Origin of the sequence: Thioalkalivibrio versutus, from assembly GCF_001020955.1 — a bacterium.
GTDB lineage: Bacteria > Pseudomonadota > Gammaproteobacteria > Ectothiorhodospirales > Ectothiorhodospiraceae > Thioalkalivibrio > Thioalkalivibrio versutus.
Genome location: NZ_CP011367.1, coordinates 1,594,486 through 1,613,950 on the forward strand (window position 1 = coordinate 1,594,486; position 19,465 = coordinate 1,613,950).

A 19,465-nucleotide genomic window follows, 5' to 3' on the forward strand; every position below is an offset into this window, starting at 1 on the left:
GGCGGACGCCGGCAACAGGAAATGCGCGCATTACACGCCGGGGGCGCCCCAAGATCAACAGGGCACGCCCGCGGGCGGGACTTCGCAGTGGTTGACCGGGCCGCCGGAAACGGCCCGGCGCGCGTCAGTAGCGCTCGATGAACAGATCGATCGCCGGACTCAGCGCGCCGCGCCAGCGCTGCGCCAGGGACTCCTCCCAGCGCGGATCCACCTCGCGGGCCGTCTCCACCATGCAGTTCAGCCACACCCCGTAGAGTTCCGGTGCCACCGGTACGCGGCCATGACGGCTATGCACCTCGGCCATCTTCTCCATGGTCGGGGCCACGAAGCTCTCGCCCTCGGCGTAACTGATCGCAGTGGAGATTGCCTGCCCGAGGGCCCGCTTCTGCTGCGACCAGTTGGTGGTCGTGAACGCCTGCGCCACCCGCTCGTCGGCGGCGAGAAAGCGTTCGTAGAAGCGATCCACGAAGTTGCCGGCCCGTCGACAACGCCCGTAGCTCTGATGGACATCGGAATAACTCATCACCATCCCTTCTGAAGATAAACGCATAGGCTACCGGGATCACTCCAACGACATTCTGATCCAGGTCAAGCGGGGAATGTGTCCCGCGTGGTCCGCGCTGCCAGACATCGCCCTCAGGCGCTCAGGTACAGCTCCACGAACATGTCCACCGCCGGCATCAGCTGGGCTCGCCAGCGTCTTTCCAAGGCGTCGCTCCAGTGCGGATCGGTTTCGCGAACGGCCTGTATCAGCGACTCCAGCCATACCGGGTACAGGGCCGGCGGAACCGGCACCCGCCCCTGCCGCCCATGCACATGAATCATCTCGCTGACCCTCGATGCGCCCTGCGGGTCGCCAGAGGAAAAATCCAGTGCGGCCCGGATCGAGGCGTCCAGCATCACTTCCTGCTGTCGGGCACTCAACGGATCGAAGATTCCGGAGACCTGCCCATCGGCTGCACGCAGTGCCAAGCGGAAACGCGCAAGAAACGACGCGTCAGCACAACAACGTCGATAACTGCTTTCCACATTCGGGGGCGTCATTTCCTATCCGCGGCGAGAAACGGGCAGCAATCGTGTCATCAACCCGCCCGGGGCGTCGGAAAACCTACCTGCCCGATATGACAATGACGGCTCGGGATCGAACGGGCGATTGGATCCGTGTTTCCCTAGCGGTCTTCCAGGACCCCAGCGTATTGGAGCCCCGCAAGACGCGCCAGATCGCGGTCGAAGGTGGTCAGATCATTCGGTCCAAAGTCCTCAAGGTGCGCGTGTCCGCAGGCCCGCGCCAGGACCTGCATGAGCTCCGTTGAACCGCTCAGGAACCGCGCCAGGCGTTCGCCCCCCTCCTGCGGGTCCAGCCGGCTGCGCAGTTTCGGATCCTGGGTCGCGACACCACTGGGGCACTGATTGGTATGGCACATCCGCGCACTCACACAGCCCACGGCCTGGATCGCCGAATTGGCGAGCGCAATCCCGTCCGCACCGAGGGCCAGGGCCTTCACGAAGTCCGCGGGCGTACGCAGCCCACCGGTGACCAGCAGCGTCACCCGTCCAGTGGCCCCATTGGCATCGAGAAAGCGCCGCGCCCGTGCCAGCGCCGGGATGGTAGGCACGCTGATGTGATCGCGCAGCAGGGCCGGCGCGGCGCCCGTACCACCGCCTCGGCCATCCAGGATCAGGTAGTCGGCGCCAGCCTCCAGGGCAAAGGCCAGGTCCGCCTCGATGTGGTTGGCCGACAGCTTGAATCCGATCGGCACACCCCCGGTCTTCTCGCGTACCGCGTCGGCAAACCGGCGAAAATCGTCCGGGCTTTGCAAATCGGCATGGGCAGCGGGTGAATGGGCATCCTGCCCCGCCTCGATCCCACGCACCCGCGCAATCTCGTCACTTACCTTGCTGCCCGGAAGAACCCCGCCCAGCCCGGTCTTCGCGGCCTGGCCGGCCTTGAAGTGAAACGCCTGAATCTTGTCCAGAACCTCGTCCGAATAGCCAAACTGCGCCGGCCCCAACTCGAACAGGTAGCGCGAATTCTCTGCCTGCTCGGCGTCCAGCATGCCCCCCTCGCCGGAGCAGATACCGGTCCCGGCCCGCTCTGCCCCGCGCGCCAGGGCGATCTTCGCCTCGCGCGAAAGCGCACCAAAGCTCATGTCCGACACCAGCAACGGGATGTTCAGCTCCAGTGGGCGCTTCGCCTCGGGCCCGATCACCAGCGAGGTGCCCACATCGACATCCTCGTCGAGCGGGCGCGTGGCCAGTTGCGCCGCCAGGAGCTGCAGCCCGTCCCAGGCGGGCAGCCGATCGCGCGGCACGCCCATGGCCACCGTTGTGCCATGGCGTCCCACCCCCTCCAGCCCGTCGCGGGCCAGGGCGTGAATCCACTCGACATGCGGTTCAACCTCGCTGTTACGGGGGCTCGGGGCCTGATCGCCCTGATCCGATGCCTCGGAATCCCCTTCCGCCGCGCTCGCGGGCTGACCCACCGCGTCCTGATCGAATTGCGCATGCGTCCCGTCGCAGTACGGCAGATTGCCGGACTGCTTGCACTGACACAGGTACGCCTCGCCGTCTTCTTCCGCCGTGAAGATCAGCGGCTCGATGCCGGAGCCCTCGTGCGACCCATCGCAGAAAGGCTGATCCTTCGAGCGCCCGCAGCGACAGAACGCATACTCCTCGCCCTTTGTCAGTTCCACTCCCCGGGGTTCCACTGCGGCGATAATCGGTTCAGCCATCGGATGCTCCTTGCGCTCGGTTTGAATCGTCGTCATCTGTGACAGTGAAAGTCGCACAAATTTCCGAATCCTCGCCGGCGCCGTATGATGACGTCGTCGCATCCAGTCCCGGGGAACATCATGAGCACCGCCGACCACCGCCATACCCGCCGCGATTACACCCGCGCCGAACTTCGCCGCGGCGACCTGCACGAAAACCCGCTCAGCCTGCTGAATGAGTGGCTGGAGGCCGCCCGCGAAGCCGGCAACCCGGACCCCACCGCCATGATCCTGGCCACCGCCGACGCCGACGGCCAGCCCTCCGCTCGCACCGTTCTGCTCAAGCACGTCGATCCCGAGGGCCTGGCCTGGTACACCGACTCGCGCAGCCGCAAGGGCCAGGACCTGAGCGAAAACCCGCGCGCCGCCCTGTTGTTCTACTGGCCCGAGACCGAGCGCCAGATCCGGGTCGAAGGCCCGGTCACCGCCCTCCCGGGCGACCTGGCCGATACCTACTTCCATCAGCGCCCGCGCGGCAGCCAGATTGCCGCGGCGGCCTCGACCCAAAGCCACCCGGTCGCCGGCCGCGACGAACTCGAGCAGCGCGTACGTTCGCTGGAGCAGCAATACCCGGAGGGCGACATTCCGCGCGACCCCGCCTGGATCGGCTACCGCCTGCAGCCCGAACTGTTCGAATTCTGGCAGGGCCGCCCCAATCGGCTGCACGACCGGTTCCAATACCACCGTGCGGGCAGCGACTGGGAAATCACCCGCCTGATGCCTTAGTAGAGACGCTGATTCGCGCTTCCCCGGCCCGGCTACCGCTCGGCCAACCGAATCTGCTAGGATTCGCTCCGTCGTGGCGGTTCGACCCCGCATGACAAGAAGATTCGGAGAGGTGCCGGAGTGGTCGAACGGGGCGGTCTCGAAAACCGTTGTACTCTCGCGAGTACCGAGGGTTCGAATCCCTCCCTCTCCGCCAGATTCAAGCAAAGGGGCCCGAGTGGCCCCTTTTGCATGGTTAGCCCAGACGCGCGGGGATTCGAACCCGAGGAATAAAGAAATTCAGGTTCGACTGGCGCCACATAGTGGCGCCAGAGCGTCGCCGCAGGCGACGACCCGAAGGCGAGGCGCGAAGTGCCGAGTAATCCCTCCCTCTCCGCCAAACAACAGCAAAGGGGCCCGAGCGGCCCCTTTCGCATGTCTGGCCTCTGCGGTTTCAGGATTCGAACCCGAGGAATCGAAAATGCCGGTTCGACTGGCAGCGCGCAGCGATGCCAGAGCGTCGCCGCAGGCGACGACCCGAAGGGCGAGGCGCGAAGTGCCGAGTAATCCCTCCCTCTCCGCCAGATTCAAGCAAAGGGGCCCGAGTGGCCCCTTTTGCATGTCTGGCCTCTGCAGTTTCGGGGTTCGAACCCGAGGAATCGAAAATGACGGTTCAACTGGCAGCGCGCGGCGATACCAGCACGTCGCCGCAGGCGACAACCTGGTCACATGCGACCGTCTCACAGGCACAAAAAAAGCGGCCCGGTTTCCCGAGGCCGCTTTCTTGTTATCCAAAGCTGGTGGGCGGTACTAGGTTCGAACTAGTGACCCCTGCCGTGTGAAGGCAGTGCTCTACCGCTGAGCTAACCGCCCGGAGCGCGGACAAGATTAGGGTTCAAGCGAGCGAACGTCAAGCGTTGCATGCCGAATATCCCGCTCCCATCGCCCCCTTCGCCGGGAGGCCTGGCACCGCCCCCGGTTGCCAGCCCGTCCCCCTTGCCAGACAATGCCCAGCCCCGGGGAGGTGGCAGAGTGGTCGATTGCACCGGTCTTGAAAACCGGCAGGGGTGAAAGCCCCTCGAGGGTTCGACAAGGCGGCGCAGCCGCCGCAGGACGTTGCCGCCAGGCAACGCCCGAAGGGTGAGGACCGCAGGTCCGAATCTATCCCTCCCTCTCGTGGCCGCCAGGCCACGCGGGCCACCCCCGGTTGCCAGCCCGCCCTCCTTGCCAGACAATGCCCAGCCCCGGAGAGGTGGCAGAGTGGTCGATTGCACCGGTCTTGAAAACCGGCAGGGGTGAAAACCCCTCGAGGGTTCGACAAGGCGGCACAGCCGCCGCAGGACGTTGCCGCCAGGCAACGCCCGAAGGGTGAGGACCGCAGGTCCGAATCTATCCCTCCCTCTCGTGGCCGCCAGGCCACGCGGGCCACCCCCGGTTGCCAGCCCGTCCCCCTTGCCAGACAATGCCCAGCCTCGGAGAGGTGGCAGAGTGGTCGATTGCACCGGTCTTGAAAACCGGCAGGGGTGAAAGCCCCTCGAGGGTTCGAATCCCTCCCTCTCCGCCATTACCAGCCTCCCGGCCGCAGTCATCTCCCGCCCCCGCCAGACGAATCCCCTTCGCAGCTTGCTCGCAATACATAGCCGATATGGTATGTGTCATATAGAACAAGTTAGATAGAAGAAAATGGACTGACCGCCTATAATCTGGCGCTACTTTCGCGACTGCGCCCGTGCATCCGACCGGGCCCAGCACCGGCTGCCAGTAGTGTGACGACGGCCCTGGCAAGCCCCGGCCCGGACTGCCCTTGGGCCCATTGCATCGGTTCCGGCCGTCGTCAACCCTCACGAACTGGCCAAGCGAGCGACCCGATGAATTCGATTCTGCTGCGAGTGTTCCCCTTCCTCAGCTGGCGCCCGACGAAGCAAACCCTCAATGCGGACCTCATCGCCGGGATCTCGGTCGCCCTGGTCCTGATCCCGCAGTCCATGGCCTACGCCCAGCTGGCCGGGCTGCCGCCGGTGTACGGACTTTATGCCTCCCTGCTGCCCGTCATGGTCGCAGCGCTGTGGGGTTCATCAAACCAGCTCGCCACCGGCCCGGTCGCGGTCGTGTCGCTTCTCACCGCCTCGGCGCTGATACCGCTGGCCGCCGAGGGCTCTTCCGAATTTGTCATGCTGGCCATTGCCCTGGCATTCATCGTGGGCCTGGTCCAGTTGATGCTGGGGTTGTTCAAGCTTGGCGCGCTGGTCAGCTTTATCTCGCATCCGGTCATCGTCGGCTTCACCAATGCCGCGGCCATCATCATCGCCCTGTCGCAGCTGAACAAGATCCTCGGCGTCCCGATTGATACCAGCGGCCACTTCATGCTGGGTCTCTGGGGCGTGATGACGGAACTGGGCAGCGTCCACTGGCCCACGCTGGCGTTCGGCGTCGGCGCCATTGGCCTGATGGTGCTGATGAAACGGTTCGTGCCGAAGATCCCGGGGGTACTTGTCGCCGTGGTCGTGGCGATCCTAGTGAGCTGGGCAATCGGCTACGAGCAGAAGGCCGAGACGTCCCTTCAGCAGATCGCCCCGGCCCAGGTTCTGACTCTCGCGCAGTCCATCGAGAGCGATGGCAGGCGCCTCGCCGATCTCGACGAGCAGATCCGTCGTCTGGAAGCAGAGCTTCAGGAACAGGAGGGCGCCGAGGCCGTGCGCCTGCGCCACGAGGCCGACCAGCTGCGTCTGCAGCGCGATGAACTGCGCCCCGAACTTGCCGGCATGCGCGAGGAGATCCGCGACATCACGCTGCGTCGCGTCCCCGGCGAGAACGATCAGCCGGCGCGATTCATTGCAGACGATCACCTGACCGATGCCGAACGTGCACGCGCTGATCGCGCCGCATGGCGTATCGAACGGGTCGGTGCAGATACCGTGCATCTGAATGGCGGCGGCGCCGTAGTGGGCAATGTGCCCCAGGGCCTCCCCGGGTTCTCGATCCCGGATATCACCTTCGGCACCTTCACCACGCTGCTGACCACCGCCTTCGTCATCGCGCTGGTGGGCTTCACCGAGGCCATCGCGATCGCCAAGGCCATGGCGGCACGGACCGGCCAGCGCCTGGACCCCAGCAAGGAGTTGATGGGTCAGGGTCTGGCGAACATCGCCGGCGGCTTCACCCAGGGCTACCCGGTCAGCGGCTCGTTCTCGCGATCAGCGGTCAACCTGAATTCCGGCGCCAAGACCGGCCTTTCCTCGGTCTTTACTGCGGTACTCATCGGCCTGGCCCTGCTGTTCCTGACGCCGCTGATCTATCACCTGCCACAGGCGGTCCTCGCTGCGATCATCATGATGGCGGTTGCCGGGCTCGTGAACTTCAAGGCCATCAAGCACGCATGGGTGGCCAACAAGCACGATGGCGCTGCCGCGGTCGTGACCTTCGTTGCGACCCTCGCAATGGCTCCGAACCTGGACTACGGCATCCTCACCGGTGCCGGTCTGGCCATCGTGCTGTATCTGTACCGCACCATGAAGCCGCGTGTCTCGGAACTGGCACGCTACGAGGACGGCACCCTGCGCGAGGCCCAGCGCTACGGCCTGGAGACCAACGAGAAGGTCGGCATCATGCGCTTCGATGGGTCGTTGTACTTCGCCAACGTGCCCTACTTCGAAGATGCCGTACTGGACCTGCTGGCCCGCCACCCGCAATCCAAATATCTGATCGTCGTCGGCAAGGGCATCAACGAGATCGACGCCTCCGGCGAAGAGGTCATCCATCAACTGGTGCACCGCCTCAAGGCGCGCGGCATCACGCTCGTGTTCGCCGGCGTCAAGGCCCAGATCATGGAGGTCATGCAGCGCACGGGGCTGGACGACATCATCGGCAAGGACAACATCTTCAAGTCCACCGACCATGCGGTGAAGACCGTCTCGGAAAAGGTCGGCGAGCCGATCAAATAACCCGCGCCGGGCCGATCACCGCGTGATCGGCCCGCATGCCCTGAAACCGCAAGGGAAACGCTGCAACCGGGAACGCTTGTCGCTACACTGTGCTTGTTTCGAATCCAATGAGGAGTTGACCCGTGTCCCGAGACCAGATCGTCCGCTCGAGTCGCAATCCGTCCAGCACTGGTTCCATCAGCGAGACCATCTCCACCAACAAGGTGATCCGGCAGACCTACATGCTGCTGTCGCTCACCCTGGCGTTCAGCGCGATCACCGCGTTCATCGCCATGGCGGTCAACGCGCCGCCGGTGCACTGGATCATCATGCTGGGGGTGCTGATCGGCGGCCCGTTCGCCATCCACGCCGCGCGCAACTCGGCGCTGGGCATCGTGCTGACCTTCGCCTTCACCGGCGTGCTGGGCTTCTTCCTCGGCCCGATCCTGAGCATGTACCTGGGTCTGCCGAACGGGCCCCAGATCGTCGGCAACGCCTTCGCCGCCACTGCGGTCGCATTTGTCACGCTTTCCGGCTACGCCCTGGCCACCAAGAAGGACTTCAGCTTCCTCGGCGGCTTCCTGGTCGTCGGCCTGATCGTCGCCCTGCTGGCCATCGTCGCCAACCTGTTCCTGGCGATCCCGGCCCTGTCGCTGGCCATCTCGGCCGCGGTTGTCCTGCTGCTGTCGGCCGCCATCCTGTTCGACACCAGCCGGATGATTCACGACCCCGAGGCCAACTACATCGTGATGACGGTCTCGCTGTACGCGAACCTCTATGTGATGTTCCTGCACCTGCTGAACCTGTTCCACGCCTTCATGGGCGACAACTAGGGTTCCGCGCTGCACAGCACGGCAGGAATGCGTTCCAGGGCCCCGCACGGCGGGGCCCTTTTCATTGGACACCATCTTCATTGAATACGGATACACGCCGATCATGAGCCACCTTCAACGCGGCGTCTTTCTCGATCTCGCCACGGTCGACCGCGACGATCTTGACCTGACCGAACTCCGGGCCAGCCTTCCCGTGTGGTCCTTCCACGAGCACACCGAGCCGGATCAGCGGCTGGGCCGGATCGGCGATGCCGAGGTGATCGTCACCAACAAGGTCGAGCTGAATGCGGAGGTACTGACCGCCGCACCCCGCCTGCGACTCGTCTGCGCCGCCGCCACCGGCACCAACAATATCGACGTGGAGGCAGCCCGCCGCCTGGGTATCGTCGTCAGCAATGCGCGCGACTACGCCACCGACTCCGTGGTGCAGCACGTCTTCGCCCTGCTGCTGACGCTGGTCACCCAACTGGACGCCTACCGCGCGGACATTCGCGCCGGTCGCTGGAGCGCCTCCGATCAGTTCTGTCTCCTCGACCACCCCATCGGCACGGTGGCCGGAATGCGCCTCGGCATCATCGGCTGGGGCGTACTGGGCCGGGCCACCGCGCGCGTCGCCGAGGCCTTTGGCATGGAGGTGCTGGTGGCCGAGAGTCTGAATCCGGACCGCGCAGCACAAGAGGATCGCGTGCCGCTGGAACGGTTACTGGGACAATGCGACGTCATCAGCCTGCACTGCCCCCTGACCGCGACGACCCGGCACCTCATCGATGATGCCGCCCTGCGCCAGATGCGTCCGGGGGCCCTGCTGCTGAACACCGCCCGGGGTGGCCTGGTCGATCCCGAGGCCCTGGCCAGGTACCTGCGCAGCGGGCATCTCGGCGGCGCCGGCATCGACGTACTGGAACCGGAACCCCCACCGGCGGATCACCCCCTGCTGGCCGACGATATCCCCAACCTCATCCTCACGCCCCACACCGCCTGGGCCGCGCGAACCGCCCGGCAGCGGGTGATCGACGAGGTTACGGCCAATATCCACGGCTACGCGAGCGACCAGCCGCGCAACGTGGTGGAGTAACCCGCATGGATTCGGAAGCCCTGCAAAAGCGCATCGAGGATCTGGAGATCCGCCTGGCCCATCAGGAATACACCCAGGAAGAGCAGGCCCGCGTGCAACTGGAGCTGCAACAGGCCAATACCGAGCTGCGCCAGCAGGTCCAGTGGCTGCGCGATCGCATGCGCGACCTCGAGGAGCACGGCGGCGGGCCGGAGGGCGCCGAACCACCCCCGCCGCACTACTGACGCCCATGCCACTCACCGTACGCGCGGCCCCCGGCCACGAGTCCGCCGCCAACGCACTGCGCCAGGCCTTGGCGGCGCGCGGCTACGCCCATGCCGGGGAAGCCACGCTCGTGCTGGAGACGGGAGACCGCGGGCTCGAACTGGTCCGCGAGGACGTACACCCGCCGCTGCGACTGCAGCTGGACTTTGCCGCCGGGCGCCAGGGCTATCGCCTCGCCCATGCCGGTCACCAGCGCGAGGGCCTGATCCGCGCCTTCGGCAGACTCCCGCGTGACGGCCATGTGCTGGATGCCTCCGCCGGCCTGGGCCGCGACACCCTCCTGCTGGCCGCGCACGGCTTCCGGGTCACGGCCTGGGAGCGGCATCCCGTGGTGTACCACCTGCTCGCCGACGCGCTGGAACGCGCGGCGGCCAGCCCGGAACTCGCGCCCATCATCGGGCGCATCACCCTGCACGAGGGGAAGGCCGATCCAGCGCATCTCGCCGTCCCGGCAATGGCCGCGGTCTTCGATCCCATGTTCCCGGAACGGGCCAAGCGGGCCGCGGTGAAAAAGGACATGCAGCTGATGCAGGCGCTGATGCCCGAGGCGGCCGACCCCGACGCAGAGCAAACCCTGGCCACCCTGCGCCAGAACGTGGAACGTCGCGTCATCGTCAAGCGCCCGCTGCATGCGCCCGCCCTCGGTCCCGACTCGCCCCAGGCGAGCATCAAGGGCAAGAGCGTGCGGTTTGACCTCTACCCTGCCATCACCCTCGCGAAGGTGGGGGATGGCTGACTCAGACCGTCCAGGCCGGACACGGGTTTCCGCGTCCGCAGAGGCACCCGCATAGCGAGTTGGCGCCTGCCGGAACCACGTCACCCCTGGGGCCCGGTGAAAGAGCCGGGGCCGCTTGGGAGGTCACCTTCACGGTCTGCCCAGGATCAGTTGGTCATCCCCAGCGAAGCGATAGTCGGGGATGGGCAGGTTGCGCCGGGCCGATTGATCCGCATATACGCGGCCGGCGCCGTCGTAACGTCCGCCCCGGCAGCGGTCGACAAAGCCACCGCTCCAGCCGTCGGCCTCGTCCGGGTGGACCAGGTCCAGCTCGCAACCCAGATCCGCACTTTCGCCGATCACCACCAGCCACTCGGGCCGGAAGCTGCGCAATGGCCGATCCAGCCCGTCCGGTTGCTGGCCGCGGCGGGCCTCCGGGTCGACCAGCTCGTCATCACCGGCCAGGGCGGCCTGCCACGCAGCATCGCGATGGACCACAAGCACGTGGCGGCTACCGTGAATCACACGCAGGGCCTCGCCCGGGGCAATCTCGGCAAGATCCACCCGCAGCGTCTCGCCACGGGTATCGCCCGGTCCGGAAAAGGCGTACCGGAGCATCACCCCAACCAGCAGCAGGGCGGCCCCGAGAACCATCAGTTTGATCAGGGCGCGGATGCGTACCCGAGTCAGCGAGTCGTTTGTTGCGTGCACCTGGTATCCCCGTTCGCGTCCGGAACCCCCCGGAACCCGCGTCGAAATCGCTTTGCCTGAGACGGACGCACGCCGAGGGAAATACTCATGAATGTACACCCTCGCGCTCGAGTCGCTTTTGCGTGCGAACAAGGCGCGGTGAGCGAAGTGTAGCCGAGCTACATAAGCGAGCCGCAACGCTGGGCGCACGCAAAAGCGCCCGAGCCCCTGCATTCCACGGTTTATGGGGTTGGCACCCCAGGTTTCCCGAGACAAGGCGCGCCGTGCAGCGGGTAGTGGTTCTACCCGCAAGCGGCGCAACGCAGGATCGGGGAACCTGGGGTGCCAACGCGAGTGTGTACATTCATCAGTATTTCCCTAGACTATGCAGCATGAATGAACCCAAACGCTCCAGTCGCACCTACGTCGGCCTGTACAACGACATGTACGCCGGCATGACCCCCATCGGCAATTTCATCCGCGATGCCTGGGTATTCGGCATCCTCCCGGAGGACGAAACCTGCGATGGCTGGGATGTCTCGCGCATCCAGATGCTGCATGACCAGGTCAACGCCGAGTGGGACAAATACAGCCTGCGCATCAGCAACCTCCCGCCCGAGCTGCGCGAGCGCCATGAGCGCATCCATAACGAAGCCATCGAGCGCGCCCGCGAGCACGGCTGGGTCGCCGGCCAGGACATCGACAGCGAGATGGGCGACGACGCCTGATGGGGGCCAGCGAACCGCTGATTCGCCCCCTTGTTGTCATCGCTGCCCTGCTGGGAGGGACTGCCGTCGTCCTCGGCGCCTTCGGCGCCCACGCCCTGCAGGAACGCCTGACGGAACAGGCCCTCGCGACCTGGCATACCGGCGTCCAGTATCACTTCATCCATGCCCTGGCCCTGCTGCTGGTCGCGGCGTTGTGGGCCCACCTGGCCAACGGCTGGGCCGCTGCCAGTGCTGTGGCGTTCGTGATCGGCATCCTGCTGTTCTCTGGGAGCCTGTATGCCCTGGCGCTCGGCGCACCCCGTATCCTCGGCGCGATTGCACCGCTGGGCGGCACCGCGTTTATCCTCGGCTGGGCCGGGTTGGCCATTGCCGCCTGGCGCAGCTGACCTATAATCACGGCGCAGCCACCCCCCTCTTCCCGACCGTATCGAGATCCCCATGAGCCAGACCTCCTTCGCCGTATTCGCCGAAAACACCCTGGACGACATCCAGACCCGCCTCACCGAGCAAAGCGCGCTGGACGACCTGGACATTGACCTGATCGACGGCGTGATGACGATCGAATTCGACGATGGCGCCCAGTTGATCCTGAACCGCCAGGAGGCCGCACAGCAGATCTGGCTCTCCTCGCCCGAAGGACCGGCTCATTTCGGCTATTCCGAGGAGGAAGGCACCTGGATCGACGATCGCAATGGCGAAGAGCTGCACGCGACCCTGGTGCGGGTCATCGAGCAGAAACTGGGCGTACCCGTCGAGCTCTGATCCGGCGACCACAGGTCGCTGTCAGTCGCCCTTGCCGGCGCCCTTCTTCGAATCGCCCGGGCCCGCGGCCTCGCGTTCCTCCTGCGTTGCGGGCGCCTCTTCCAGCGCCCGCAGATGCGCCTCGACCTCGGCCAGTACCGGGTGGGGCTTGTCCTGTTCCAGCGCCATATCGATCGCCTTGAGCGCCTCCACCGCCCCCGCATCGCCGCGCAGCGGCATGCGCGCGACTCCCAGCGCCAGCATGCGGAACTGGCGGAACACCAGATAGCTGAGCGTCGCCACCACCAGGGCGGCCCACACGTTGTCCTGGAACCAGAGCCATACCGCTGCCCCGTAGCCCCCGAAGGTCAGCGCGAAGATTCCCAGCGCTACGCGGTGGGAACGGGCAACGATGCCTTCCAGCACTTCACGGTTGCGGATTACGAAGTCACGGTCGAAATGCAAAGGGATGATTCCTTGAGTCAGCGGCGTGGTCAGGGGCGCGGCGGCTGCTGGGCACGCCAGCGTTCGAAGGTCGGATAATCCTCGTACCCACGGGTCAGGACGAAGTCCAGCACGTTCCGCAGCCGATTCTGGTGGACGACCGAATCGATGCGGATAATCTCTTCGCCGCGCTCGTCGAAGAAAATGAGCGTGGGCGCCCAGTGCACACCCAGTTCCGCGGCCCAGTCTTTTGCGTTGGTGCGGTCGCCACCCGGCGTCAGCACCGGCGTATCGGCATCGTCGGCATCCAGCTGCACCGCATCCATCAGGCCGATGCGCTCCAGCACCTCGTCCTGCTGCAGCGGCTCGGAGTGCATGATATCGCAGGCATGGCAGGCCTCGCGCTCAAAGAACACCACCAGTGGGCGTTCGGCGGGGATTCGGCTCCGATCCAGCGCATACGGCTGGTTGATGAAGAACTCCCGCTGGTTGATGTCGTCGAGATCGAACTTTGGCGGTGGGTCGGCGCGCTCCAGATAGTCGCGAAAACTCTCCTCGCGGTCATGCCGGTCAATCACGTATTCCAGCAGCGCGCGGAACCGGTATGGTGGGTAGTAACCGCGCATCTGATGGATGCGCTCGCCGTCCTCGTCGTAAAAGGCAATCGAGGGGGTAAAGTTCAGCCGTTGTTCGGCGGCGTAGCGCCGTTCGAGCCAGGTCTCGCCGTCCAGGTCCGTGACTTCACGTGTGCCCAGCGCGTCGATGGCCACCACGTTGAAGTGTGACGCCAGGTACTCGCGGATATCGTCCTGTGCGAAGTTCTTGTCAAACAGCGCCTCGCAATAGGGGCAGTCATCCATGCCGAAGTAGACAGCCAGCCCCATCTTTCCCTGCTCCACCGCATCTTCCAGGTCCTCGCGCAGATCGAGGAAGCTCAGCTCGAACCAGTCGGGCGTATGCAGCCCAATCGGGCGCGGGGTGTCATCGAACACGATCCCCTCGTCGGATTCGACGGATTCGTCCGCCACAGAGGCGGTCGCGAACAACATCACCATGCCTACCAGCGAGACGCTCGCCAGCCAACCAAACCAACTCTTCCTGCCAAGGGCGTTATTCACGTCAAGCCGACTCCCGGTGGACCTCCTATTCGGACGGCGGCTCCATCACCGAGGTTCCCCCGAGATACGGGCGCAGTTTTTCCGGGATGTGGATCGAGCCGTCTGCCTGCTGGTGATTCTCCAGCAGCGCGACCAGGGCCCGGCCCACCGCAACCCCGGACCCGTTGATGGTGTGCACCAGCTCCGGGCGTTCGCCCGCCTTCGGTCGGAAGCGCGCCTGCATGCGGCGCGCCTGGAAGGCCTGGAAGTTGGAGCAAGAGGAGATCTCGCGGTAGGCATCCTGGGCCGGCAGCCAGACTTCCAGGTCATAGGTGCGCGCCGCGGCAAAGCCCATGTCCCCGGCGCTCAGGAGCATCACGCGGTAGGGCAGTTCCAACGCCTGCAAGACCCGCTCGGCATGGCCCAGGAGTTCCTCCAGTGCGGCATCCGAGCTCTCCGGCTGCACGATCTGCACCAGTTCCACCTTCTCGAACTGGTGCTGCCGGATCAGGCCGCGCACATCGCGCCCATAGCTGCCCGCCTCGGAACGAAAACACGGGGTGTGGGCCACCATCTTCAGCGGCAAGGCCTCGGCATCGAGGATCTGCTCGCGCACCAGGTTGGTCAGGGTGACCTCGGCGGTGGGGATCAGACGGTAGCGCTGGTCACAGTCGACCGAGAACAGGTCATCGTCGAACTTCGGCAACTGCCCGGTCCCCTCCAGCGATTCGGGATTCGCCAGGTAGGGGACGTAGGTCTCCTGGTAGCCGTGTTCGCCGGTGTGCAGATCCAGCATGAACTGGGTCAGTGCCCGGTGAAGGCGCGCCATCTGACCGCGCATCACCACGAAACGCGAACCGGCCACCCGCACCGCGGCCTCGAAGTCCAGCCAGCCACCGGGCAGGCCCAGGTCCACGTGATCGCGCGGCGTGAAATCAAAGGTCCGCGGGGTTCCCTCGCGGCGGACCTCGACGTTGTCTTTTTCGTCCAGTCCGTCGGGCACGTCCGCCTGCGGCAGATTCGGGATCTGCATCAGCATCGCATCCAGCTCCTGCTGGACCCCGTGCAGATCGGTCTCGCACTGCTTGAGCTCGTCGCCCAGGCGCCCGACCTCGGCCTTCAGCGGCTCGATGTCCTCGCCCCGCGCCTTCGCCTGCCCGATACCCTTGGAGCGAGTGTTGCGGTCGGCCTGCAGCTCCTGGGTGCGCATCTGCAACGCCTTGCGGCGGGCCTCCAGGGCCTTGAAGCGTTCGCGGTCCAAGGTATAGCCACGGCGTTCCAGAGCGGTGGCAGTCGCATCCAGGTCCTGGCGCAGGCTGTGGATATCAAGCATGACGGATTTCCGGCAAGGGGTGGAAAGAACGACGGGGAAGTCTACGGTTGCCGCCCCGTGGCGTCCACGGTCGCGGCCAATGCCCTCACGAGGCGACCGGCCCGACCCCCAGCAGGAATCGAGTTCCGTGGAGCCCCGCTGCCGCAGCCAGCACGCAGACCAGCAGGCTCGCGAGCATGTAGCCCAGTGCACGCGCCCAGGCGCCTACATCCACCATGTGAACGACTTCCAGGGAGAAGGTTGAAAACGTCGTGAACCCCCCGAGCATCCCCACTATCAGCAACAAGCGCCAGGCCGGGTGCAGTTCCAGGCGCTCCACCAGCACCACGGCCAGTACCCCGATCAGGAACGAGCCGAGGATGTTGATGCTCAACGTACCCCAGGGGAAGGCACGCCCGAAGTGCGCCACCATCCACTCCTGCATCCCCAGCCGCAGTGCCGAGCCCAGCGCACCGCCTGCCGCCACTGCCAGATACGAGCCCAGCCCAATGCCCATCATCACGTCCCGCTTGCGGAAAAGACCCACAGTTTATGCGATCACCTCGCACGGACCCAGCAGACCCCTACCATCGAGGCCATGAGCGCCCATCCCGCCACACCGCCGACCGAGGCCGCCGCACAGGCGCTGGCCGCGGTCATTGAGGGTCTGACCACCGAGCTGCCCTCGGACGCCCTGGTGGTCGAGGCCGCGGAACGCCGAGCCTACGAGTGCGACGGCCTCTCCGCCTACCGCCAGATCCCCGGGGCCGTGGCCCTGCCACGAACCCACGAGGAACTGCTGACCTGCCTGCGGCTCTGCCGCGAGCACGGGGTCCCGATCGTGCCGCGCGGGGCTGGCACCGGGCTGTCCGGCGGCGCCCTGCCCAGCGAGACTGGGCTGCTGCTATCCCTGGCGCGCTTCAATCGCATCCTGGAGATCGATGCCGACAACCGCTGCGCGGTCGTCCAGCCCGGCGTGCGCAACCTCGCGATCTCCGAGGCGGCGGCCCCGCAGGGGCTCTACTACGCACCCGACCCGTCCTCGCAGATCGCGTGTTCCATCGGCGGCAACGTGGCCGAGAACGCGGGAGGCGTGCATTGCCTGAAGTACGGACTCACCGTGCACAACGTGATCGGGCTGGAGCTGGTCACCCTGGATGGCGAGATCATCCGCCTCGGCGGCAAGACGCTGGATAGTGCCGGGCTGGACCTGCTTGCCTTCATGGTTGGCTCGGAGGGCATGCTGGGCATCGTCACCGAAGTCACCGTGCGCCTGCTGCCCCGCCCCGAGCGCACCCAGGTCCTGCTGGCCAGCTTTGACCAGGCCGAGGCCGCCGGACGCGCAGTGGCAGGCATCATCGCCGCCGGACTGATTCCCGCCGGGCTGGAAATGATGGACAACGCTGCCATCCGCGCTGCGGAGGACTTCGTCCACGCCGGCTACCCGGTAGAGGCGGCCGCGATCCTCTTGTGCGAGCTCGACGGCACCAACGCCGAGGTCTCCGAGGACGTCATGGTGGTACGCCAGAAGCTCCTGGATCTGGGCGCCACCGAGGTGCACACCGCCCGCGACGACGCCGAGCGCGCATTGTTCTGGGCCGGGCGCAAGGCCGCGTTCCCTGCCGCCGGCCGTATCTCGCCGGACTACTACTGCATGGACGGGACCATCCCGCGCCACCAGATCGGGACGGTGCTGGAACGAATCAACACCCTGTCGCGCGAGGCTGGCCTCGGCGTGTGCAACGTGTTCCACGCCGGTGACGGCAATCTGCATCCACTGATCCTCTACGACGCCAACCAGCCCGGGCAACTGGAAACCGCGGAGGCCTTCGGCCAGCAGATCCTCGAACTCTGCGTCGAGGTCGGTGGCACCGTCACCGGGGAACACGGCGTAGGCGTGGAAAAGCTGGACGGCATGTGCGTGCAGTTCGCCGCGCCGGAACTGGAGCAGTTTCACCACCTGCGCCGCGCGTTCGACCCGCTGGGGCTGCTCAACCCCGGCAAGGCCATCCCCACGCTCGCCCGCTGCGCCGAGTTCGGGCGCCAGCACGTCCACGGTGGGCAGCTGTCGCACCCGGAACTCCCGCGCCTGTAGGATGACAGGCTCGACCCAACCGAGCTGAGCCTCCGATGCCCAGGGCCACCCTTGCAACCGCGCTGGCCGACGACTTCTCCGGAGCCGTCGACGCCACGCTGAGCGCCCTGCAGGCGTTGATCCCTCTGGACATGTGGATGCTCACGCGGGTCGAGTCCGATGACTGGGTGGTATTGCACACCCACGGCCACGCACCGCGCATCCGCCCCGGGGCCGCATTCAGCTGGCAGCACTCCTACTGCGTACACATGAACGCCGGAGATGGACCGAACATCGCCGCGGACGCACGCTCGGTTCCAGCCTATGCCAGTGCCCCGATCAATGAGGTCGCAACGATTGGCTGCTACATCGGATTCCCGCTGTACGATGCCGATGGCGAACTCTTCGGCACGCTTTGCGGATTGCATCCCGAACCCATGGACTCCGCCATCGAACACCATGAGCCGGTCGTGCGTGCCCTGGCAGGATCGCTGGGGCACCTGCTGCGTCTCAGCCAGCGCGCCGAGGGGCTGGACCGGCTGCGCCAGCACGCGGCCCTGGCCGCCCACGGTGATCCCCTGAACGGCGTGCTCAACCGCCACGGCTGGGAGCTCGCGCTGGACGCCGAGGAGACCCGCTGCCAACAGAGCGGCCAACCCGCCGGCATCATCCTGTTCGATCTCTTCCCCGGGGACTCGAGCGTGGACAGCACGGGCATTCAGGATGACACCGAACTGGTTCGCGCGATCCTCGCCCTGCAGGGCCTGGCAGGCCCCACCGACCTGATCGGTCGACTCGGTGGCACCCGCTTCGGCCTGCTCGCGATCGACCTGAGGGCGCAACCCCTGGCGGCGCGGGCGCAACACATCCGCCAGGCCCTGTCCGCAAAGGCCATCCCCGCGGGCATTGGCCACGCCATGCGCGAACCCGGTGCCGGAAGCCTGGAACACGCCCTGAAGCGCGCGGAACGCGAACTGCGACCGGCAGCGCGACCCGCGATCTCCTAGACTTTTTCCATCCTGCGCGGCGAACCGCCGCCCCACCGTCTCGACGGATTGTCCCATGGCCCGAATCTTCGACCTCCCCGATACCGCGCCCTCGCCGTTCAACCTCGGGGTCGATCACGTCCTGAAACTGCTCCACCGGATCGCCCCCCTGGACGTCTGGATGCTGACCCGCATCGAGGACAACGAGCAGATCGTCGTGCGCGCCGACGACCACGGCTACGGCATTCAGGCCGGCACGGCCTTTGACTGGGGCAACTCCTTCTGCATCCGCATGCTCGCCGAACGCGGCCCGCGAATCGCCCCGGACGTACAACAGGTTCCCGCCTACCAGGAGGCGCTTGCCGCACAACCCGAACCCCCCGCCATCGGCAGCTACATCGGGTTTCCGGTACAGGACCGTGAGTACGAGATGTACGGCGTGCTTTGCGCGATGAACCCGGAACCCATATCGGCCGACATCGAGGCGCAATCGGAACAGATCCAGGCCGCCGTCACCGTCATCGAGTCACTGATCCGCCAACGCCGCCAGATCGACGAACTTGAACGCGAGCGCGAGGCCCTGCGACTGGAGGCCTACAACGACGCCCTTACCGGCACCTACAACCGGCGCGGCTGGCTACTCGCGTTGAGCGCCGAGGAACAACGCTGTCAGGATCACAGCCTCCCGGCGGGTCTCGTCGCCATCGACCTCGACAACCTGAAGACGGTCAACGACCAGGAAGGCCATGACGCCGGCGACCGATTGATCAAGGCGGCTGGCCAGGCCCTGCGGGATGCCAGTCGCGAAATCGACATCGTTGCCCGCCTGGGTGGAGACGAGTTTGGCGTGCTGCTGCCGGAGACGCCGGCCGACCACCTCCCCGGGATCGCGAACCGGTTGCGTGCGGCGCTGCAAGAGGCCGGTGTGTCGGCCTCCATCGGTTACGCCTGCCGCACCGTCAGCGGGTCCCTGCCCGAGGCCCAGACCAGCGCCGATGCCGCGATGTACGCCGACAAGCGCCAGCGCCGCGGAACCCCCGGGCCCTGACGCCCTCGCGCTGCAAGCACGATCGCCCTTTTCCTCCGGGCCCAACACACTTCACGCACCCC

20 protein-coding genes, 5 tRNA genes and 2 other RNA genes are annotated in these 19,465 nt (G+C 66.1%); 18 read left to right on the top strand and 9 right to left on the bottom strand.

The features are described 5' to 3' along the window. Nucleotides 1-124: 124 nt before the first annotated feature. From TVD_RS07380 to TVD_RS07390, 3 genes are all read right to left on the bottom strand, one after another. On the bottom strand, nucleotides 125-523 hold the full coding sequence (locus TVD_RS07380) for a globin (protein ID WP_018169885.1): 399 nt from the start codon (nucleotides 521-523) through the stop codon (nucleotides 125-127). Between the two features lie 113 nt (nucleotides 524-636). Then, nucleotides 637-972 (bottom strand): globin, encoded by a 336-nt coding sequence (locus TVD_RS13820; RefSeq protein ID WP_240472251.1) that lies wholly within the window; start codon nucleotides 970-972, stop codon nucleotides 637-639. A 197-nt stretch (nucleotides 973-1,169) separates the two neighbouring features. Next, complete coding sequence (locus tag TVD_RS07390) at nucleotides 1,170-2,732, bottom strand: glutamate synthase-related protein (protein ID WP_047251233.1); 1,563 nt, start codon at nucleotides 2,730-2,732, stop codon at nucleotides 1,170-1,172. A gap of 120 nt (nucleotides 2,733-2,852) precedes the next feature. On the opposite strand from TVD_RS07390, the gene pdxH reads away from it, so the two are divergent. The 4 genes from pdxH to TVD_RS14170 all read left to right on the top strand — a co-directional run bounded on the left by pdxH (nucleotide 2,853) and on the right by TVD_RS14170 (nucleotide 4,060). Next, entirely contained in the window at nucleotides 2,853-3,497 is a 645-nt protein-coding gene (pdxH, locus tag TVD_RS07395) for a pyridoxamine 5'-phosphate oxidase (RefSeq protein ID WP_018951917.1), read from the top strand. 106 nt (nucleotides 3,498-3,603) lie between these two features. After that, nucleotides 3,604-3,693: transfer RNA gene (locus tag TVD_RS07400), tRNA-Ser, on the top strand. A 52-nt stretch (nucleotides 3,694-3,745) separates the two neighbouring features. Further along, nucleotides 3,746-3,876, top strand: a non-coding RNA gene (locus TVD_RS14165) — RtT sRNA. Nucleotides 3,877-3,929: 53 nt separating this feature from the next. Beyond that, nucleotides 3,930-4,060: non-coding RNA, RtT sRNA (locus tag TVD_RS14170), on the top strand. 214 nt (nucleotides 4,061-4,274) lie between these two features. Here the strand turns inward: TVD_RS14170 and TVD_RS07405 are convergent. Then, nucleotides 4,275-4,349: transfer RNA gene (locus TVD_RS07405), tRNA-Val, on the bottom strand. 145 nt (nucleotides 4,350-4,494) lie between these two features. On the opposite strand from TVD_RS07405, the gene TVD_RS14565 reads away from it, so the two are divergent. From TVD_RS14565 to TVD_RS07435, 8 genes are all read left to right on the top strand, one after another. Further along, nucleotides 4,495-4,654, top strand: a tRNA-Ser gene (locus TVD_RS14565). A 68-nt stretch (nucleotides 4,655-4,722) separates the two neighbouring features. Continuing rightward, a tRNA-Ser gene (locus TVD_RS14570) sits at nucleotides 4,723-4,882 on the top strand. A gap of 68 nt (nucleotides 4,883-4,950) precedes the next feature. Further along, a tRNA-Ser gene (locus TVD_RS07410) sits at nucleotides 4,951-5,040 on the top strand. Nucleotides 5,041-5,344: 304 nt separating this feature from the next. Further along, nucleotides 5,345-7,417, top strand: a complete 2,073-nt coding sequence (locus TVD_RS07415; protein WP_047251234.1) for a SulP family inorganic anion transporter — start codon at nucleotides 5,345-5,347, stop codon at nucleotides 7,415-7,417. A 122-nt stretch (nucleotides 7,418-7,539) separates the two neighbouring features. Then, nucleotides 7,540-8,229: a Bax inhibitor-1/YccA family protein gene (locus TVD_RS07420; RefSeq protein WP_018145549.1), complete on the top strand. Its 690-nt coding sequence runs from the start codon at nucleotides 7,540-7,542 to the stop codon at nucleotides 8,227-8,229. A gap of 103 nt (nucleotides 8,230-8,332) precedes the next feature. After that, the gene (locus TVD_RS07425) at nucleotides 8,333-9,304 is read left to right on the top strand and encodes a D-2-hydroxyacid dehydrogenase (RefSeq protein ID WP_047251935.1); all 972 of its coding nucleotides are present in this window, start codon (nucleotides 8,333-8,335) and stop codon (nucleotides 9,302-9,304) included. Between the two features lie 5 nt (nucleotides 9,305-9,309). Beyond that, nucleotides 9,310-9,528 carry a SlyX family protein gene (locus TVD_RS07430; RefSeq protein ID WP_018145547.1) on the top strand — a complete coding sequence of 73 codons (219 nt, stop codon included), beginning with the start codon at nucleotides 9,310-9,312 and terminating at the stop codon, nucleotides 9,526-9,528. Between the two features lie 5 nt (nucleotides 9,529-9,533). Continuing rightward, on the top strand, nucleotides 9,534-10,304 hold the full coding sequence (locus TVD_RS07435) for a class I SAM-dependent methyltransferase (RefSeq protein WP_047251235.1): 771 nt from the start codon (nucleotides 9,534-9,536) through the stop codon (nucleotides 10,302-10,304). A 129-nt stretch (nucleotides 10,305-10,433) separates the two neighbouring features. Here the strand turns inward: TVD_RS07435 and TVD_RS07440 are convergent, their stop codons facing one another. Beyond that, on the bottom strand, nucleotides 10,434-10,994 hold the full coding sequence (locus TVD_RS07440) for a Rieske (2Fe-2S) protein (protein ID WP_018169891.1): 561 nt from the start codon (nucleotides 10,992-10,994) through the stop codon (nucleotides 10,434-10,436). 371 nt (nucleotides 10,995-11,365) lie between these two features. Between TVD_RS07440 and TVD_RS07445 the strand changes: the two genes are divergently transcribed. The 3 genes from TVD_RS07445 to cyaY are packed head-to-tail and all read left to right on the top strand — an operon-like array spanning nucleotide 11,366 to nucleotide 12,463. Next, nucleotides 11,366-11,701: a hypothetical protein gene (locus tag TVD_RS07445; protein ID WP_018145544.1), complete on the top strand. Its 336-nt coding sequence runs from the start codon at nucleotides 11,366-11,368 to the stop codon at nucleotides 11,699-11,701. Beyond that, nucleotides 11,701-12,087, top strand: a complete 387-nt coding sequence (locus TVD_RS07450; protein ID WP_018938580.1) for a DUF423 domain-containing protein — start codon at nucleotides 11,701-11,703, stop codon at nucleotides 12,085-12,087. The genes TVD_RS07445 and TVD_RS07450 overlap by 1 nt, the downstream gene beginning before the upstream one ends. A 52-nt stretch (nucleotides 12,088-12,139) precedes the next feature. Beyond that, nucleotides 12,140-12,463 carry an iron donor protein CyaY gene (gene cyaY, locus TVD_RS07455; RefSeq protein WP_018951914.1) on the top strand — a complete coding sequence of 108 codons (324 nt, stop codon included), beginning with the start codon at nucleotides 12,140-12,142 and terminating at the stop codon, nucleotides 12,461-12,463. 21 nt (nucleotides 12,464-12,484) lie between these two features. On the opposite strand, the gene TVD_RS07460 is transcribed toward cyaY, so the two are convergent. From TVD_RS07460 to crcB, 4 genes are all read right to left on the bottom strand, one after another. Continuing rightward, nucleotides 12,485-12,907, bottom strand: coding sequence for a hypothetical protein (locus tag TVD_RS07460; protein WP_047251236.1), 423 nt, complete (start codon nucleotides 12,905-12,907; stop codon nucleotides 12,485-12,487). Between the two features lie 29 nt (nucleotides 12,908-12,936). Continuing rightward, complete coding sequence (locus TVD_RS07465; RefSeq protein WP_047251237.1) at nucleotides 12,937-13,941, bottom strand: thioredoxin family protein; 1,005 nt, start codon at nucleotides 13,939-13,941, stop codon at nucleotides 12,937-12,939. Between the two features lie 88 nt (nucleotides 13,942-14,029). Further along, nucleotides 14,030-15,316: a serine--tRNA ligase gene (gene serS, locus TVD_RS07470; RefSeq protein WP_018650062.1), complete on the bottom strand. Its 1,287-nt coding sequence runs from the start codon at nucleotides 15,314-15,316 to the stop codon at nucleotides 14,030-14,032. Nucleotides 15,317-15,401: 85 nt separating this feature from the next. Further along, nucleotides 15,402-15,812: a fluoride efflux transporter CrcB gene (crcB, locus tag TVD_RS07475; RefSeq protein ID WP_047251238.1), complete on the bottom strand. Its 411-nt coding sequence runs from the start codon at nucleotides 15,810-15,812 to the stop codon at nucleotides 15,402-15,404. Nucleotides 15,813-15,893: 81 nt separating this feature from the next. Here crcB and TVD_RS07480 point away from each other — a divergent pair, with 81 nt between their 5' ends. Genes TVD_RS07480 through TVD_RS07490 form a run of 3 tightly spaced genes read left to right on the top strand, consistent with a single transcriptional unit; the run spans nucleotide 15,894 to nucleotide 19,403 of the window. Next, nucleotides 15,894-17,390 (top strand): FAD-linked oxidase C-terminal domain-containing protein, encoded by a 1,497-nt coding sequence (locus tag TVD_RS07480; RefSeq protein ID WP_047251239.1) that lies wholly within the window; start codon nucleotides 15,894-15,896, stop codon nucleotides 17,388-17,390. A gap of 35 nt (nucleotides 17,391-17,425) precedes the next feature. Next, nucleotides 17,426-18,376, top strand: coding sequence for a GGDEF domain-containing protein (locus TVD_RS07485; protein ID WP_047251240.1), 951 nt, complete (start codon nucleotides 17,426-17,428; stop codon nucleotides 18,374-18,376). A 55-nt stretch (nucleotides 18,377-18,431) separates the two neighbouring features. Then, entirely contained in the window at nucleotides 18,432-19,403 is a 972-nt protein-coding gene (locus TVD_RS07490) for a sensor domain-containing diguanylate cyclase (protein WP_047251241.1), read from the top strand. Nucleotides 19,404-19,465: the final 62 nt, after the last annotated feature.

Excerpts from the sequence above, each read along its gene's own strand:
- TVD_RS07415 (WP_047251234.1), top strand. The coding sequence starts at position 5,345 with ATGAATTCGATTCTGCTGCGAGTGTTCCCCTTCCTCAGCTGGCGCCCG.
- TVD_RS07435 (WP_047251235.1), top strand. The coding sequence starts at position 9,534 with ATGCCACTCACCGTACGCGCGGCCCCCGGCCACGAGTCCGCCGCCAAC.
- TVD_RS07380 (WP_018169885.1), bottom strand. The coding sequence starts at position 523 with ATGAGTTATTCCGATGTCCATCAGAGCTACGGGCGTTGTCGACGGGCC.
- TVD_RS07425 (WP_047251935.1), top strand. The coding sequence starts at position 8,333 with ATGAGCCACCTTCAACGCGGCGTCTTTCTCGATCTCGCCACGGTCGAC.
- TVD_RS07450 (WP_018938580.1), top strand. The coding sequence starts at position 11,701 with ATGGGGGCCAGCGAACCGCTGATTCGCCCCCTTGTTGTCATCGCTGCC.
- serS (WP_018650062.1), bottom strand. The coding sequence starts at position 15,316 with ATGCTTGATATCCACAGCCTGCGCCAGGACCTGGATGCGACTGCCACC.
- crcB (WP_047251238.1), bottom strand. The coding sequence starts at position 15,812 with ATGGGCATTGGGCTGGGCTCGTATCTGGCAGTGGCGGCAGGCGGTGCG.
- TVD_RS07490 (WP_047251241.1), top strand. The coding sequence starts at position 18,432 with ATGGCCCGAATCTTCGACCTCCCCGATACCGCGCCCTCGCCGTTCAAC.
- TVD_RS07445 (WP_018145544.1), top strand. The coding sequence starts at position 11,366 with ATGAATGAACCCAAACGCTCCAGTCGCACCTACGTCGGCCTGTACAAC.
- TVD_RS07465 (WP_047251237.1), bottom strand. The coding sequence starts at position 13,941 with ATGGTGATGTTGTTCGCGACCGCCTCTGTGGCGGACGAATCCGTCGAA.
- pdxH (WP_018951917.1), top strand. The coding sequence starts at position 2,853 with ATGAGCACCGCCGACCACCGCCATACCCGCCGCGATTACACCCGCGCC.
- TVD_RS07485 (WP_047251240.1), top strand. The coding sequence starts at position 17,426 with ATGCCCAGGGCCACCCTTGCAACCGCGCTGGCCGACGACTTCTCCGGA.
- TVD_RS07390 (WP_047251233.1), bottom strand. The coding sequence starts at position 2,732 with ATGGCTGAACCGATTATCGCCGCAGTGGAACCCCGGGGAGTGGAACTG.
- TVD_RS07430 (WP_018145547.1), top strand. The coding sequence starts at position 9,310 with ATGGATTCGGAAGCCCTGCAAAAGCGCATCGAGGATCTGGAGATCCGC.
- cyaY (WP_018951914.1), top strand. The coding sequence starts at position 12,140 with ATGAGCCAGACCTCCTTCGCCGTATTCGCCGAAAACACCCTGGACGAC.
- TVD_RS07480 (WP_047251239.1), top strand. The coding sequence starts at position 15,894 with ATGAGCGCCCATCCCGCCACACCGCCGACCGAGGCCGCCGCACAGGCG.